Annotated in this window: 12 protein-coding genes; 2 read left to right on the plus strand and 10 right to left on the minus strand. The window is 39.7% G+C overall.

Annotated elements, in window-relative coordinates:
• The first annotated feature begins 16 nt into the window (after positions 1-16).
• Positions 17-601, plus strand: a complete 585-nt coding sequence (locus EZ444_RS09865) for a Crp/Fnr family transcriptional regulator (protein ID WP_131608562.1) — start codon at positions 17-19, stop codon at positions 599-601.
• 117 nt (positions 602-718) lie between these two features.
• Positions 719-1,582, plus strand: coding sequence for a pirin family protein (locus EZ444_RS09870; protein WP_131608563.1), 864 nt, complete (start codon positions 719-721; stop codon positions 1,580-1,582).
• A 63-nt stretch (positions 1,583-1,645) separates the two neighbouring features.
• On the opposite strand, the gene EZ444_RS09875 is transcribed toward EZ444_RS09870, so the two are convergent.
• The 10 genes from EZ444_RS09875 to EZ444_RS09920 form a co-directional block, all read right to left on the minus strand.
• Positions 1,646-2,542 (minus strand): helix-turn-helix domain-containing protein, encoded by an 897-nt coding sequence (locus tag EZ444_RS09875; protein ID WP_131608564.1) that lies wholly within the window; start codon positions 2,540-2,542, stop codon positions 1,646-1,648.
• Positions 2,543-2,617: 75 nt separating this feature from the next.
• Entirely contained in the window at positions 2,618-3,433 is an 816-nt protein-coding gene (locus tag EZ444_RS09880) for an SDR family NAD(P)-dependent oxidoreductase (RefSeq protein ID WP_131608565.1), read from the minus strand.
• Between the two features lie 270 nt (positions 3,434-3,703).
• Positions 3,704-6,532, minus strand: coding sequence for a M16 family metallopeptidase (locus EZ444_RS09885; RefSeq protein ID WP_131608566.1), 2,829 nt, complete (start codon positions 6,530-6,532; stop codon positions 3,704-3,706).
• 33 nt (positions 6,533-6,565) lie between these two features.
• Positions 6,566-7,150 (minus strand): DUF1735 domain-containing protein, encoded by a 585-nt coding sequence (locus tag EZ444_RS09890; protein WP_165503576.1) that lies wholly within the window; start codon positions 7,148-7,150, stop codon positions 6,566-6,568.
• Positions 7,151-7,175: 25 nt separating this feature from the next.
• Positions 7,176-8,789, minus strand: coding sequence for a SusD/RagB family nutrient-binding outer membrane lipoprotein (locus tag EZ444_RS09895; protein WP_131608568.1), 1,614 nt, complete (start codon positions 8,787-8,789; stop codon positions 7,176-7,178).
• Between the two features lie 20 nt (positions 8,790-8,809).
• The gene (locus EZ444_RS09900) at positions 8,810-12,250 is read right to left on the minus strand and encodes a SusC/RagA family TonB-linked outer membrane protein (protein WP_165503577.1); all 3,441 of its coding nucleotides are present in this window, start codon (positions 12,248-12,250) and stop codon (positions 8,810-8,812) included.
• 356 nt (positions 12,251-12,606) lie between these two features.
• Positions 12,607-13,731, minus strand: a complete 1,125-nt coding sequence (locus tag EZ444_RS09905; protein ID WP_131608570.1) for a FecR family protein — start codon at positions 13,729-13,731, stop codon at positions 12,607-12,609.
• Between the two features lie 103 nt (positions 13,732-13,834).
• Positions 13,835-14,350 carry an RNA polymerase sigma-70 factor gene (locus tag EZ444_RS09910; protein WP_235884518.1) on the minus strand — a complete coding sequence of 172 codons (516 nt, stop codon included), beginning with the start codon at positions 14,348-14,350 and terminating at the stop codon, positions 13,835-13,837.
• 400 nt (positions 14,351-14,750) lie between these two features.
• Positions 14,751-15,725: an NADP-dependent oxidoreductase gene (locus tag EZ444_RS09915; RefSeq protein ID WP_131608572.1), complete on the minus strand. Its 975-nt coding sequence runs from the start codon at positions 15,723-15,725 to the stop codon at positions 14,751-14,753.
• A gap of 155 nt (positions 15,726-15,880) precedes the next feature.
• Positions 15,881-16,687: a helix-turn-helix domain-containing protein gene (locus EZ444_RS09920; RefSeq protein ID WP_131608573.1), complete on the minus strand. Its 807-nt coding sequence runs from the start codon at positions 16,685-16,687 to the stop codon at positions 15,881-15,883.
• Between the last annotated feature and the right edge of the window lie 19 nt (positions 16,688-16,706).

The raw sequence follows: 16,706 nt of genomic DNA on the forward strand, positions 1-16,706 counted from the left end.
CTACTATAGATATAGTATGCACGAACAACTGATAAAATACATCACAGCACACTCGACAACGCCACTTACAGCTGCTGAGGTCGAAATGATCAAAGAAATATTCGTCCCTAAGCACTTTCGAAAGCGAGAATATCTTTTACAACAGAACGAAATATGCAAATACGCGGCATTCATTATTAAAGGTGCCATGCGGCAATATAGCGTAGATGATAAAGGAGCTGAGCACATTACCTATCTAACGCTGGAAAACTGGTGGGCGGTTGACCGGGAAAGTTTTACCATGTTGACCCCATCAAATTATTACATTGATGCCTGGGAACCCACTGATGCCCTGCTCATCACAAAAGCTGATTCCATAAAATATATGGATACCATTCCGGCAATGCGGGAGTTGACACAGGTACTAAACGAAAAAAATGCATTTGCGTTATTGAACAGAGTAAATTCCAACATCAGCTTATCCGCTGAACAACGCTACGACAGAATCCAGAAGACCTACCCAAAATATCTGCAACGCTTTCCACTGCATATTATCGCTTCTTATCTGGGGATTACAAAAGAAACCCTGAGCAGGATCCGCAGTCAGCAGGCAAAAAAATAACCCCTCCCCTTATAGGTAAACGTTGACAAATGTTAACGGAATTAAATGAGAAATGTCATCGTTTCTGCACTTTGCTTGGTCTATTATTGTACAGTAAATAATTTAATAGATCCAGAAATGAAAAAGCAGATAATTTCATACGTTCAGGGAGAAAGGGCCGATATTGGTGAAATCATGATCAACAGGGTTTTGCCCAACAGATATGCCAATAAGGTTGGGTCTTTTGTTTTTCTCGACCACGTTTTGCCAGTTGTTAAAAAGGAGGTAATGAGGGCCAACGAGGGTAAAGCCCATCCTCACCGCGGCATTGCAACATTGACCTACGTACTACAGGGAGAAGCTGAACATTTTGACAGTCGCGGCAACCGGGCAACCATATACTCTGGTGGCGCACAATGGATGAAGGCAGCTAATGGCATCATACATGATGAAACATTGAATGTAGATTCCAAAACAAAAAGTCCTTACATACACGGCTTCCAGTTCTGGATAAACCTGCCTGCAAAAACCAAAAAAGAAGAGCCCGAATATATGGCTGTTCAGGCATCAGAAATTCCGTACCTGGAACTGACTGAGGACAGCGGTTGGATAAAAGTTGTTGCGGGAGCATATGGAAACATGGTCTCTAAGATCCCCAGCTATTCCGAGCAATTTCTATTCCATGTAAATTTGAAGGCTGGAAAACAGTTTGTTCTTCAAACGGAAGAAAAGCTAGAATATGCCGCATTTCTTTTGCAATCTGGCGCGAGTATCAACGAAACCCGGTTCAATGCTGGCGACTTCATTAAATTTGATAGGGATCGGGGAACAATTGAGGTCTTCAACACTTCACAATCAGCTATTGATATCATTCTTTTCGGCGGAGCAGAATATACCGAGCCTGTTGTAGCACAGGGCCCATTTGTAATGAACACCGAACAAGAAATTGCCGAGGCCTATCATGATTTTCATGCTGGCAAATATGGAAACGTAGTGTACTAAACCAACTAGCTCGTCCCTGTCCAGATGGCATGGGCGAGCGGGTTGATACCACATAGTTTTATTTTAGTTCAAAAACTGTTCTCTATATTGAACCGGAGTAAGACCGACCTCCTTCTTAAACAGCCTTGAAAAATAAGGAGGATTTTCAAAGCCCAGCTGATAAGCAGTTTGCGCAACCGTATTATCCGTACTCATCAATATATTTTTAGCCTCATTAATTAAGAAAAGGTGGATGTGATCCAAAGCTGCCTTACCTGTCTCCTGTTTAAGCAGATCACTCAAATAACGAGCCGAAATACTCAATTGCTCCGCCATATATTTAACAGTTGGCAGTCCCTCCTTTTCCAGATTTCCACTTTCAAAATACGCCTTTAAAGTATCGTTGAACTTAGAAATAATGGTTCCGGAAAATACATTCCGGTTTAAAAACTGTCGCTTGTAAAACCGCTGTGCATATTTCAGGATGGAGTCAATATGAGTAATCATGATGTCTTTGGTATATTCATCCTGATTGTTGTTGTATTCTCCCTGAATTTTGCGATACAAATCCCAGATGATCTCCTCCTCTTTGGGCGACAAATGCAAAGCTTCATTTACTTCATAATCGAAATAACCATACTTTTTGATTTCGACATGGAGCGCATGGTTCAGCAAAAAATCCTCATGGATATAAATGATAAAACCTTCTTCTTCCAGTTCAATATTTTCGAGCTTAATAATCTGCCTTGGCTTTACAAAAGATAGAGAGCCGTTATCGTGGTCATATTTTGTTTTACCATAAAGAAAGGTGCCCGACTTCATTTTTTTAAGCGCAATCATATAAAAATCGCTTGTAAACTCAGTATAAGCAAGCGAACAGGCGTTTAACTGCGAACAGGTAATCAGGCCTAACAAAGGGTTTTCCGGTGCCGGAAAGCCATTTAAACTGTATAATTCACTAATTGTTCTAAAATGTTTCATAGCTCTATACTTACAAAATAAGAAAAACCTACGTCAAACAACATAGATTTTTCTTAAAACTGTCTTTAAATTTACTTAACCGTGTGCTGCCACCGATACTTCATTCCATGCTTCCCACTGGCTTAACCGATCCGCGTAAACCTGGTTTATCCAAGGCAATGCAGTCTTACCGAAGAAAATACGAAGAGGAGGCACTTCCTCATCCACAACTTTTAAGATCGCATCGGCAGTAGCATCCGGATTACCGAAGGGCATATTTTTCAGTTCTTCGTACACCACAGCTCGCAGTCCATCATAAACATCAATAGGTTTGCTATGTACAGCCGAAGCGCCAGACCAGTCAGTAGAATAACCAACCGGTTCAACTAAAGTTGTATGAATTCCGAAAGCCTTTATCTCTGCTGCCATCGCTTCACTCATGGCTTCAACAGCCCATTTCGAAGCATTGTATAAACCCAGGTTCGGAATTGAGGCTATGCCCAAAACACTAGATACCTGAATGATATGCCCATGCCCCTGGTTTCTCATCAACGGTATTGCGGCCTGACTAACCCATAAAGTACCAAAAACATTAGCTTCAAACTGCTCCCGCGCTTCCTGTTCAGAGGCTTCTTCAATCGTACCAAACAGACCATAGCCCGCATTGTTAATCACCACATCCAGTACACCAAAATGAGCATGCGCTTTACCCAAGACCTCAAAAGTTTGTGTCCTGTCAGTTACATCCAACTCAAGGGTAAGCACCGAACTTCCATATGCTTCTGCTAAATCCTTTAAGGAGTCAATATTTCTAGCAGTAGCAATTACATTGTCGCCACGTTTTAAAAAGGCTTCTGCCCATATTTTTCCGAATCCGCGTGAAGCTCCGGTTATTAAAATTGTCTTTTTCATCAGTATATATTTTTTGATGATGTAAAGGTACCGCAGCAATGCAGCGGTACCTTTATACAAAAGGAGGAATGTATGATACAAATTCCCGTTTAGGGTGTACCATTAGTTGTTTTGTCCAGTTCGTTCTGTTTTTTCAATACATTCCACGGAGTATATTCCTCACTTATCTGTTTAAATAAGAATAAAAAAGCGCGTGTTTTAAAAACACGCGCTTTCGCACTTACGGAAGGGTACCTAGAAGCCCGCTAGAACATTTGAAGGTTAAAAAATCTATTTAATAAGCTGTTGGCCTTCAGGCATCAGGACCACACGAATGTAATTCTTACCATCTAGATAAGTATTGATTGCTGTTTTAAGCTGTGCTGAATTTAAATCCTCAAGATTTTTATTGTAATTCAGTATTTCTTTAGGGTCAAGCTGTTCCTGGTATTGATTGCTCAAGTAGTTAAGCCAGAAACCATTGGTTTCCAATGAATTTTTAAGTCCCACTTTCTTCTCAGCTATGAACTTTGCCAGATCTTCAGGCAACGCCCCTTCGGCCTTAATTTTTGCAATCTCTTCCCAAACTGCAGCAATCAGCATTTCTACATTTGCAGGGGAACAGCCAAAAGAAATTCCAAAAGCATAGCGTGTTCTTGGCGAATGGCTTACATTTAAAGATATACTTGGAGAGTACACGCCTCCCTCTTTTTCTCTCAGTCTTTCCAGCATTCTCAATTCCAAAACCTGCTTGATGGCTTGAAGTTGCAGGTTATGCGCATCACTATACTCGTAATTCCCACTAATGATTAACTGTACAGTGGCTTTATCTTCAGCCCCACTGTAAACCGTCTTTTTAATGATACCTGATGGAATCTGTATACCCAAATCCTTTGCACTTTCTTTACGGCCCGTGGCAGGAAGAGAACCAAGGTATTGTTCCAGCAATGGCCTGATCTTTACAGGATCAAAGTTACCTACAATTACAAAAGTAAAGTCAGAAGCATCCTTAAAGCGCTCTTTATATATTTCAAAAGCCCTGTCCAGATTAACCTTTTCCAGATCTGCTAATTCAGCAGACTTCCTACGTAAATGGTAATTGCTCAGCACTGCATTCAAAGTATCGCTAAACAGTTTTTCAGGAGTGTTTACAGGATTTGCCAATGTAGCTCTTGCTCTGCTGATTGTTGCATTAAAGGCCGCAGTATCTTTACGTGGCTCAGTAAAATACAAGTAGGTAAGCTGAAGTGCGGTTTCTAGATCTTTTAAATTGCTGTATCCGGATATTCCCTCAATACGCTCCCCAATAAACGGATTAACTGCAGCCTGCTTACCATTCAGTTTTTGCCTGAGTGTTTCTGCATTAAAATCACCTATGCCACCTTCAACAATCAATGAAGCTGCGTTAGTTGCGGTCTGGAAGTCATTATCGGAATATATTGAGGTACCACCCGGACTAAAAGCCGTAAAACTGATCTCATCATTCTTAAAGGTCGTTGGCTTTAAAATTACCCGTACCCCATTGTTAAACTTTAGCTCAGTAAGATTCAACTCATTAATTTTTGTAGAAGAAACCACTTTGCCCTTAACCGGCGGAACAGCGATCATTGGCATTTTAGCAAGTGCTAATGCAGCTTTTTCTTGGGTTGCATTAGCAACAGGAGTAACTGCTGTTCTATACTTTGCAAACCATTCATTTACCTGATGCTCATCTGGCAATCCCGCCTTTGCAGTTTCAGGGGCAATAATGATCACATCCCTGTTTACCTCACTGATGTATCGTTTTGCCATCTGGTTGATGTGGCCCAGACTAATGGTCGGCAGATAAGCTTCAGTAAGTTCAGCTTCTTTAGCTATACCTGGAATTGCATTACCACTAAGGAAATGACGTACATATTCCTGGGCATATTGTGCAGATTGCTTTTTATCTCCTTCACTTGCCATAGCCTGCATGCTATTCAGGTATTGCATTTTAGCAAGGTCCAGCTCAGCAGCAGTAAAGCCCTGGTCCTTGATTTTACTAATCTCTGTCCAGAATCCTGCAAATCCTTTTTCCAGTTCGCCTGGTCTAGCAGATAAATTTGCGGTAAATGCATCAACATTCGCCATGAATGGCGCCAATCCTGCACTCACACCAATATATCGGCTTGCATTTTTTTGAGAAACTGATTGAAAGCGTGCCGCCAAAACCTGGTTAAAAAGATTCATTTTGATATAATCCATATAATCTGCATGAGTAAGCAGCTTTTTATGCGGATGCTTGATCATGATCTGCATCATGGTTCCCTGAGCTTCTTTATCTGTGATTACAAGGAATTGATTTTTACCATTCAGCTCTATCGCATATTCCGGTCTTGGTTTAGGCACTGCAGGGGATTTCAAATCTGAAAACAATTTATGTATGCGCTGTACCATATCTTTAACATCCACATCGCCAATTACAATAATTGCCTGTAGGTCGGGCCTGTACCAGTCTTTATAGAAAGAACGAATGGTTTCAGGCTTAAAATTTCTAAGTACGGCCTCCGTTCCTATCGGCTCACGGTCTGCATACCTTGAATGGTTAACCATATAAGGAAAAGTTTGCTGCTGAATTCTTTGTTGTGCCCCGTTTCTTAATCGTTTTTCTTCCAGCACAACTCCACGCTCCTTATCAATTTCCTTTGGGTCAAGCGTTGCTTCAGCAGCCCAGTCCCGGATTACCTGCAAACCGCTGTTTAACATTTCCGGCTTATCAATAGGAATAGGCAGCTGGTAAACAGTTTCATCAAAAGAAGTATAAGCGTTAAGATCAGCGCCAAAGCGAACTCCGGCCTTTTCCAGGAAATCTACCAGGGTTGCTCCCGGAAAATGTGTGCTGCCGTTAAAGCTCATGTGCTCCATAAAATGAGCCAGACCGCGCTGCTCCTCCGTTTCCAGTATAGACCCTACTTTGTTGACCAGGTATAACGTTACCCGTTTTTTCTGAGTGGTATTTTTCTGCACATAATAGGTAAAACCATTCGGTAGCTTGCCCCTTGTGACTTCCGGATTAAGCGGCAATTCCTGAGCAAGTAGTTGACTAAAAGTAAGCAGGAATAGACCTATTGTAACAGATATTTTTTTTATATAAGATTTCATTTATTACTTATTAAGTATTTTATTATCAATAATTTAATAACTATGACGCGCTCCAAGAGAAAGTCCTGGACCGATGGGAATTCCAGGACCAATGGGAGGTATTACTACAGCATTATTTCCTTTAAGTGTATAAACAATACTTTTAAAGTTTTCTGCAATATTAATTCCGTCAGCATCCATTAGGGAGAAGGCAATAATGTATTTATTTGGCCCGCTGATCTTAGCCGGGATCACCGTTATAGGAAGTACAGCTTCTTGTGTACCGGCCTCAATCACCACCTGTGTACCGCTCATCTCATAACTATCTGCGGGTAAAGGCAGATAATTAGTACCGTTGGCAAGGTTATATTGGGCAATTAAAGCATCGTCGCGTGTAAAAGTTACTTTAAGATCTCTTGGTGCGGGCTTTTGAAAAGAATATTTGGCCGTTAAATTCAACCTTGTTACCCCAAATGCACTATCTACAGCCGGAGCAGCAAAAATTGCTTTTGAAGGAAAGTTAGCTTTAGGATTAATGACTAAAGGTTCTATGCCTCGGTAATCTAAAATACCATCATCAGTTTTAAGACAGCTGGTGAACAGACAAGCTGTAAGCAGCATCAATATATAAGTTTTCATTACTTTCATTTTTAAGGATTAAGAATTAAGGCATCCACCAGATTTTACCGGTAAACATGTTTATTTCACCCAGTGCTTTCACATTTGCTTCATTGGTGATGATCTCATCGTTGGTATATACAAACCGGATCGGTACTGTATTTCCAATTCTTGTTGGATCGACAGAAACCGGAACATCTGGAAAACGTCCGTTTCTTCTATAATCAACCCAGGTCTCTATCGGATCAATTCCGTTCAATGCCATATATTTCTGAAACATGATCACTTTGTATTTATCCGGAGCGGCAGCCCAGTTTACCCGCTGATTACTAGCTTGTGCAGTATACCATTGATCAAAAATGGCATCTGAAAGTGCAGGATTGTTGCTATTTCCGCCCACATTGAGCCACCTGAAAGATTCCCTTAATGCTATTTTGTAAGCCTGTTCTGGATCTCCCGATAACCAACCACGGAAAACTGCTTCAGCCTGTAAAAAAGCATTCTCTACACTGGTAATTACCCAGGCATCCATATTGTTACCTTTAATAATTCCTGCAGAGGTAGCAGATACTACATCTGTATTACGAGAACCTCCAACTGCCGAGAGGTATTGTCTGTTTTGGTAAGGATATTGAAAAGAGTTAATTGGCAATCCAAACCTACTGCCTCTAAATGTGTCAGGACCTGGCTGAGGAAATGGATCTGGAGCACCTATAGGTAAAATTTTATCAACTGAAGAATAGATAAATCCTATACGTGGATCATTATCTTCCTTTAATAAATTAAGCCCATATTCATTCGCATGTGCAAGATCAACACTATTTATCCCTGAAAAAAGATCGCCTCTGGCTCCCCCCCGATTATTACTGCTCGAATATAATCCATAGTAAAGAGAAACTTTAATGGTTAAACTCCAGCCGGGGTTCACTGCACCGTCAACTCCCATGGGTAAAAAACCGGAGCCCTGATCCTTTATCGTCTGAATTTCCCTGGCAATATAAGCAGCTCTTTCCAAACGGTTGGCCTGATGGATCAGCAAGCGAAGCTTTAGCGTATTGATAAATTGAAGCCACTTTACTTTATCCCCATGAAACATAATATCCGCTTCTGTTATCTTTTCATTCTTTGAAACTTCCGCATTCTTAATCAGTCCGCTGGCTTCAGTCAGTTGCTTCATCAGGTCTTCGTAAATAGACTTACCATCATCATACTTTGGCCTTAAAATAGATTGCTTAAAAGCTTCAGAATACGGCACATCATTCAATTTATCTACACACCTGCTCCATGCTATGGCGCGCAGAACTTTCGCAATACCCAAATAGAAATCCTGCCCTAAAGCAGTAGCTTTATCTTCCAGGAAAGGAAGCGTCTGACTCGGAACGCTTCCACTGGGGATATTGGTATAATTAGTAAGATTCAATGCCGGTGGCAAAGCAGGCCCTGCCCAATAACCCAACCACATCGAAAGCACTTCAAAATCGGATGGAATAGCAGCCGCCGCTTCCAGCAAAGGTGGTAAAATCAGGTTCGGAGTAGCATTGGTATTAGTTAACTCACGGGGATTATAATTTACATCCAGCCAACCTTTTTTACAACCACTATGAAGTAATGAACTCATCAGAATGGTTGAAGTAATAATAATTTTATAAGTTCGTTTCATGTTCTTTGAATTTTAAATGATTAAAATGATAAACCAAACGTAAATCCATAAATAATTGTCCCAGGGGTAACATTGGTATCTGCAGCACTTCCGCTAACATTGTTAGACTGGCTTTGTTGCCTTTGACCAATTGCCTGGTTCTGATTAGTCTTGAGTCCCGGACCATTACTCGATACAGGGTCTCCATAAATATTCGAATGCGGATAAAAGGAGAAAAGATCACGGGCATAAATACTACCAGCCATTCTCTTTATCAATTTTGATTTTATCGGCATTTCATATTGCAAGGCAATTTCCCTGATTTTCCAATAATTGGCACTGGAAATAGAATGAATAGTGGCATCAGCGAACTTGGAAAAAAGCTCTTTGCCTGCGTTGGAAACAGCAACATTTGTATTTTTTACAAAATGACCTGGACTGTCTTCTATTACAGAATTGGGAAACACGAATACCTCCCTGTTGTTTAGCAGCGTAAGTGCGCTGGTACCTTGTATTATGGTAGAAGAACCAAAGCCATGATCATTTCCCGCAGAGTAATCTGCCTGTGTACTGAATGTAAATCTCTTATAAGTAAAATTAAGTGTAACACCACCTTGATATACTGGCAATGTTTTGCCCATTATTTTTGGATTTTGATAATCAACAGTAGGCATACCCGTATTTTTATCTACAATTACCCTTCCATCCGGGTCTCTTTTAAAGTCCGTAACCGGAAACTCAAATGCAGAATGCCCTACCCTTGCATAAAACGCATTTCCACTAGGATCCCTTGCAATGAAAGTTCCATTATAGATATCGGAAACTTCCAACACCTTATTATTATTTATAGAAAATCTTCCGGATAAAGAAATATTAATGTCCTCACCAAATTCAACCAATGGATTAAGCCCCAGATCAAACTCCCAGCCTGTATTTCTAAACCTACCTGCGTTGTCCAGATCAGGGTACCCACTCCAGCTTGGAACGCCAACCTGCATAATCACCCCATTGTTGACCTGGCTATAATAAGCTCCGTCAAAACGAATTCGGTTTTCAAGAAACCCCATTTCCAAACCATACTCCTGTGAAAATACCTTTTCAGGTTTAATATTTGGATTTGGATTGGTCAAAATACCGTAACCAAGAAGAGATTTACCCGTACTTGGATTGGTAAATGGATAAGGGAAGGTCAGATTTAAAATCCTTTCACTTTGATTGGGTTCAATGTTCATGTTGGCTGTATGTGTTGCCGACAACCTTAACCTAAAATTACTCAACCAGGCTTGTTCTTTTAACAACGGAACTATTTCCTTCAACACCAGGGAAGCATTTGCACCAAAATAAAAGTCTTTCCCCCGCGCTATCTTTGCTCTTTTAGAATCCCATTCATTACGACCGGTCAGTTCAAGGAATATCTTATCCTTATAACCCAGGGAAACATTCCCTAATAAGGAAATACTCCTGGTTTGTCTGGTTACCTCGTCCGCGCCAATACCAAAATCAGAACGGGAAAAGATGTTGTTATAAACAGGTATAACTAAGGTAGCGTTGGTTTTTAATTGCTTTTCAAAATTATCCCGGATAGTATTCCCCAAGTTTGCACGGATCAAAAAATCACCTGTTTTATGTATAGCAGTCAATAAAAGATCATTATTGAAACCTAAAGTTGTACCCAGGTAATCTTCGGTTTTTGGTTCAGCATCATGTGCCTTAAAAGGATCTACTCTTGCAAAATCAGAAAATACTACAGGAGCAGCATTCTTCTTCTGGTTTCGCCCCCAATAATTGAGTGACACCTGGTCCTTAACACTAAGCCAGGGCAACACCTTTACATTAGCTATAAAACTACCCGTAAAAGTATTGTCTGTGGTTTTTTGCCTGCTCAAATCGAGTGAAGCATAAGGATTACTACCTGACCAGTAATTATCCAGTCCACCCCAATAAGAATTTTTGTAGTCCTTATAACTTAGCAAAGGAATAAAGCTTGGTGTATTTAAAACCTTATTGGTTACATCACCTCCCCTGTCGCTAGCCATTTTTGAATAATTGATATTGACCTGAAAATCCGCATTCTTTCCCAATTTTTTAACGGAATTAAACAGAACGGTAGTCTGATTTTGCTTATCTCCAGGTAATAAACCAGTTTGGTCTGTATGTCCAAGGCCAAGGTAAAATGAAGATGTGGCATCACCCTGTGCAAGTGAAACATTGGTACGAGTTGATCTCGCTACATTAAAAAAGTTATAACGGTCGTCCAGATCCTTATAAGGTACTTTCTGAAACTCTCCATTCTTATCAGGATAACCTATGGAAATAATCCTTCCATCATAGGCGGGCCCCCAGCTATCAGCAGATTTCCCTCCAAAAAAGCTGACGTCATCGCCAACACCAAAAGTGCGCTGGTCTGTTCTTTGCCTGAAATCCATTCGCGTATAGGAGGAGTTTACCCTTGCATTTACAGCCAATTCACCTTGCTTGATCTTTTTTGTAGTGATTAGAATCACCCCATTAACCCCTTCAGGACCATACATTGCCGTTCCATTGGCACCTTTCAACACGGTAACATCCTCAATATCTGCGGGATTTAAATTATTGATAAATTCAATCGCACGTTCTGCCGACTCCCCATCAGAACCAAAGGATAGTGGCGCACCATTAAACACAAACAAAGGCTGATTATTACTTGACTGTCCGAAAGAACGAATTCCCCTTAATAATACCCTCATTTTGGGTGACATCTCAGAGCTTTGCGTCATGATGTTAAGACCAGAAACCTTTCCCACCAAGCCATTCAGTATATTTCCGCTGTTTGCCTTGTTAATTTCTTCTCCAGTCACTTTTGCAACAGAATAGCCCAACTCTTTTTTACTGCGGACAATGCCATATGCGGTAGTTACCTCAACTTCCTTAAGATTGGAAGTTGTCAATTCCAAGCTAATTGTTAGCTGCCCTTTCACGCTTGAAGCTTGAACTTCCTTTGTTTTATAGCCTACAAAAGAAATTACAAGAATTGCCTTTTCATCAACTCCAGTTAATGAAAATTTACCTTCTTCATCTGTCGAAATATAACGTTTGGTTCCTTTTATTGTCACCGTTGCCCCCCGTAAAGCCTTACCGTTTTGATCCTGAATAGTGCCCCTGACATCAATATCATTGAAGTGACTAACGAGCCTGTCAAGAAAAGAAAACTCCTTCTCTTTTATCACGACAATTTTATCTTCGATGGTAAAAGCCAATGGCTGCCCTTTTAAAATCTGATTTAAGACTTCTTCGATTGATACATTGTACACATTAATGGATATGGGCTTTGTATTTTTCAGGGCTTTTACATCTAAAAAAAAATTATAACCACTCTGTTTTCCGATTTCTTCGAGCACATTTTCAATTCTTACATGCTTCCGGTTAATGGTTATTTTTTGCGCCAGGGTCGCAGCGCTGACATGTACCATTCCGGTTAATAATAATACCGCTATTAATTTCATTGCTAGAATAAGATTCAACCCTTTCCGCGGTCGTTTCACATCCTGTAAATTAACAAGGGTTAACATCCGAAGAGATTTCTCCTTGTAGCCCAAAAGCCTACAAAGGGGTTTTGTAAAATTTTTATACATTTGAATACTGATTAAGCTGGAAGTGCCTTCCTTTCATCGGGCAATGTCACTTCACAGCAATTTTAGAATGTTGTTAATTCACATTTCATTGATCGGTTTATTCAGGAGCGTTCCAAGCGCTCCTGTTTTTTGATCAGAACTTGTCCCGCCTTTAAGGATCTTTTTCTTTCTTTTTCATTTAGTTGGTTGGTTAGTTTGTTGATAATTGACTATTTCTCGAGCGGGTTTTAATTTTTGAGTTGGACAGTAATAATCTTCCCTTTTACCGTAAAGCGGACTTTATCTGTTCTCTCTATAGTTTTCAGAACAGTCGAGAGGTTTTTGTCCCGGGATATTACCCCCAGAAAAGTGAGGGCAGCAAAATCATTGCGGTTACCTTGGTAAACAACTTTGACGTCATACCACCTGGAAATTTGTTTCATGATACTTTCCAGGCTTTCACCTGTGAAACGAAAGAAGCCATTTTTCCATGCTGTTGCCTGCTGTAGATTTGCTTTTTCAACGGATATTGAATCACCTGTATTAGTTGCTTTTTCGCCTGGCTTGATGGTTTGAGAGATCCCACTGAATACTGACATAACTTTTACTGAGCCCTCCAACAATGTAGTAGTGGTAACCTGTTCATCGGCATAACTATTTAGGTTAAAGTGGGTCCCAAGTACAACCACAAGCTGTTTTTCTGTTTTAACCATAAATGGATGTTCTTGATCTTTAGAAACTTCAAAGTATGCTTCTCCGGAAAGCTCAACCGTACGGTTTTTTAACCCTGCGAACGAAGTTGGAAATTTGAGAACGGAAGTGGAATTCAACCAAACCTTAGTCTGATCAGGCAACACCAATTCATATTGTTGTCCATTAGCTGTAGAAAGACTGTTGTATTCTGGTTTAAGGCCTTGTTTTTCTACTTGCGTTTGATAACGCAATTCCCCCTCATTGATTTTAGAGATCGTAACGCCATGTTGTGTGGCTAATTTTCCATTTACTACATCTGATAAATCGAGCTTGCTACCATTAGATAAAGTAAGTGTTGCCGTATTTTTTCCAGGAGGAACATCATTTAAGCTGAATTCTCTTGTAGAATTTCCATAATAGTAAAGTCCGGCACTGATCGTAATGGCAAAGGAAGCTGCAACGGCAATTATTGGCCACAATTTCTTGGATTTGCGCTTATTCGTGTCCACTATTTTTTGCCACATTTCGAATTTATTCGACTCCAATTCCTCAATAGTGAATGTCGGATTTTCGACCTCTTGCATTTCTTGTACCCAAGAAAGCAGTAAAACTATTTCTTCATCAGTTGCTGTCCCTTTCCGGTATCTATCTAGTATATCTTCAGATTCTTGGTAAATCATAATTATAGGGTATAATTAATTCCTACTATTTACAACTAAGACGAATCAAAATCGACCAGGGGTAAGAAAAAAAATAATAAAAACTAAAAAGAATTAAAGGCACCTAAAAACGCAACAGGAATACCAAATAAACAAATAACCCCAGCTTATTACGAAGAATTTTTAAAGCATTTTTTACCTGCTTCTTTACAGTTTCTTCACTAACATCCAATTGTTCGGCAATTTCTTTATGACTCATGTGTTTAAATCGGCTAAGCTCAAAGATCTGACGCATTTTCGAAGGAAGCGCAGCAATCTCACGTTCAATAATAACAGTCAACTGCTTTTCTCTCACTAAAAAATCGGTATTACTATTTTTTGACCGCAAATATGTCGATAGTTGAGAGATGTGTTTGCGGTTTATATCCTGATGTGTAATCAGATCCAGAATTTTATGATATATGCATGTGTACAGAAATCCTCCCATATTAACAATATCAAGCAACTCCTTATGCTTGGCCCAAAGAGTTATAAAAACTTCCTGAACTATATCCTGAGCCTGCTCCCGATTACCTAACTTTTTATAAGCATGAATATAAAGTAACGCATTATACCGATTATAGATTTCTTCATATGCCATATGGTCCCCCTTTACTAAAAAAGACGTAAGTTCTACATCTGAAAATTTACTATAAATTGTCATAAATGCGCTAAAAATGCAAACTTTTAATAAAGCTAAATAGTTTCAATCTCGAATTTCAACCGAAGCCTATTCAACGCTTATGCAATTATAAACAAATAATGGCAATTACATAATATTAGCTTTTATAGTTTTACCCACCACTAAATTAAATGGGAAGAAGTTTTTCATTAGCCTGGGAAGTTCGTCATTCATTTTGCCCACTTCATTCTGAAATATCCAAATTGACCGCCCCCCGAAATACCAGACAGCTGAAAAGTCGAAAAAATCCGGGCAGGTCTTTAAAAAAACATATATAATATAGGTCGAATATACCGACCCATATTATGTATGATTCCCTTTAGGGTTTAACGATAATTTTGCCTACAGTATTTTTAGTTTGTATCATCGTATGAGCTTTATCCATTTCCTCTAGTGGAAACACATGCGAAACATGTGTCCTTATTTTTCCTGTGGACAATAAACCGGCAATAAATTCCAAATCATTTTCATAAGTTTCATTAGGGCTTACGCTTATATGCAGAGCGGTAACATTCTTTTCCTTTTTTGCCTTTTCCTTGAACGCTTCGTCTGGGTAGATCACTAAACTTAACAAAGTTCCGCCTGCTTTTAACGCTTTCAAAGAACGCTCGAGATGATTTAAATCCTCACTCCAAACTGCATCGTGAACAATATCTGCATCGGTAATGATTTCCTCGAACTTTTGTGTTTTATAATCAATAAACTCATCTGCTCCTAAGCCCAGTACAAATTCCTTGTTTGCTTCAGAAGCAACACCTATGACATATGCACCGAAATATTTGGCAAGTTGTACGGCATAATGCCCTACGCCACCTGATGCCCCATGAATAATTATCTTATCGCCCTTTTTTATATTTCCGTGGTTTACTATAGAAACCCATGCAGTTAATGCTGCCATAGTAGCTCCGGCAGCACTTTCAAAGCTGACGTTGCCAGGCTTTAATACCAGTTCTTTCTCTGGCGCAGCCACGTATTCAGCGTAAGCATTGGCTTGACCTAAAAATTTGAAGTTGCCAAATACTTCATCGCCAATTTTAAATTTATTTACTGCTTTGCCCGTTTTCGTCACAATGCCCGCTACGTCCCAGCCAAGTATAATATATTCTTCGGTACCTTTATAGGCATATACCTGATCCAGTGCCTCCTTTGTCCTTCTTACATATGCATCTACAGGATTAATGCTAATGGCTTTTACTTGTAATAGAACTTCATTATCCGCCATTACCGGCATTGGAACATCCGCCAATACAAGGTTTTCGGGTGCTCCTATTTCTTTTAAGACTATTGCTCTCATTTTTTATAAATTTTATGAGATAAAGGTAGCGACGCGAATTGTTCCTCGCTTTGTTTAAAAAGTCAAATTTGCTTTACTCATAAAGTCATAAAAAGCATGTTCTTAATTTAAAGACCGCCAGTAATCAAACCTCGTCTGGTATACGATTTGGCTATTTACTTTACCAGTTCTATAGGCGGATAACCGAAATGCCTCTTAAAGGCAGAAGAAAAATGCGAGAGGTTCTCAAAGCCTGCTTCTAAATAGATATCATTTGGCTTCACATTATTTTTAGTGATGTAGTAATGGGCAAACTCCAGCCTTTTTTGAGTGAGCCATCGTTGTGGAGTAATGTGGTAGGCTTTTTTAAAGTCTCGGTTAAATGTAGACAGACTACGTCCGGTTAGGTAAGCAAATTTTTTCATCGGCATATTAAACATATAGTTCTTCTCCATAAAATCCGGCAGGCTGATCTTTCCCGGTTCAGAGAAATCTGTTAACAGGCTGTCTATATCTTTATCAATACTACGAAGGATTGAAATACCTTCTTCCATTTTTATAGTAGCAATATCTTCAGGCAGTCTTTCCTTGAGATCAAAATAAGGCAGCAATGACACAAAAAAGCTCTCCAATAGCGGGTGCGGATCATAAACTTTCACCTTTTGTTCATGAGGGCTGGTGCTGTAGAATTTATGCTTTGTATAATAGGTCTTCAAACGTTCAATTGCCAGGCCAAATACAACAGCCTTGTAAGGTCGTCCATCTTTAGGCCGCTTAATGACTGCCGAAAGCTGGTTACGGGGGAACAACAGGGTGTCGCCGGCAGCAAATAAATAAGATTTATCCGCCTGTATCACTTTCATTTCACCCGAAATGATTCTCACAAAAGAGTGAAATTCCAAAATGATCTCATCTTTAAATAATTTATCTTCTGTAACGAACCAGACAATGTCTGTAAATTTGTTTCGATATTGTTCTGCCATAAGACTAATTATTGGTTTC

Source organism: Pedobacter hiemivivus (assembly GCF_004331685.1).
GTDB lineage: Bacteria > Bacteroidota > Bacteroidia > Sphingobacteriales > Sphingobacteriaceae > Pedobacter > Pedobacter hiemivivus.

Excerpts from the sequence above, each read along its gene's own strand:
- EZ444_RS09895 (WP_131608568.1), bottom strand. The coding sequence starts at position 8,789 with ATGAAACGAACTTATAAAATTATTATTACTTCAACCATTCTGATGAGT.
- EZ444_RS09865 (WP_131608562.1), top strand. The coding sequence starts at position 17 with ATGCACGAACAACTGATAAAATACATCACAGCACACTCGACAACGCCA.
- EZ444_RS09900 (WP_165503577.1), bottom strand. The coding sequence starts at position 12,250 with ATGAAATTAATAGCGGTATTATTATTAACCGGAATGGTACATGTCAGC.
- EZ444_RS09880 (WP_131608565.1), bottom strand. The coding sequence starts at position 3,433 with ATGAAAAAGACAATTTTAATAACCGGAGCTTCACGCGGATTCGGAAAA.
- EZ444_RS09890 (WP_165503576.1), bottom strand. The coding sequence starts at position 7,150 with ATGAAAACTTATATATTGATGCTGCTTACAGCTTGTCTGTTCACCAGC.
- EZ444_RS09885 (WP_131608566.1), bottom strand. The coding sequence starts at position 6,532 with ATGAAATCTTATATAAAAAAAATATCTGTTACAATAGGTCTATTCCTG.
- EZ444_RS09870 (WP_131608563.1), top strand. The coding sequence starts at position 719 with ATGAAAAAGCAGATAATTTCATACGTTCAGGGAGAAAGGGCCGATATT.
- EZ444_RS09905 (WP_131608570.1), bottom strand. The coding sequence starts at position 13,731 with ATGATTTACCAAGAATCTGAAGATATACTAGATAGATACCGGAAAGGG.
- EZ444_RS09915 (WP_131608572.1), bottom strand. The coding sequence starts at position 15,725 with ATGAGAGCAATAGTCTTAAAAGAAATAGGAGCACCCGAAAACCTTGTA.
- EZ444_RS09920 (WP_131608573.1), bottom strand. The coding sequence starts at position 16,687 with ATGGCAGAACAATATCGAAACAAATTTACAGACATTGTCTGGTTCGTT.
- EZ444_RS09910 (WP_235884518.1), bottom strand. The coding sequence starts at position 14,350 with ATGGCATATGAAGAAATCTATAATCGGTATAATGCGTTACTTTATATT.
- EZ444_RS09875 (WP_131608564.1), bottom strand. The coding sequence starts at position 2,542 with ATGAAACATTTTAGAACAATTAGTGAATTATACAGTTTAAATGGCTTT.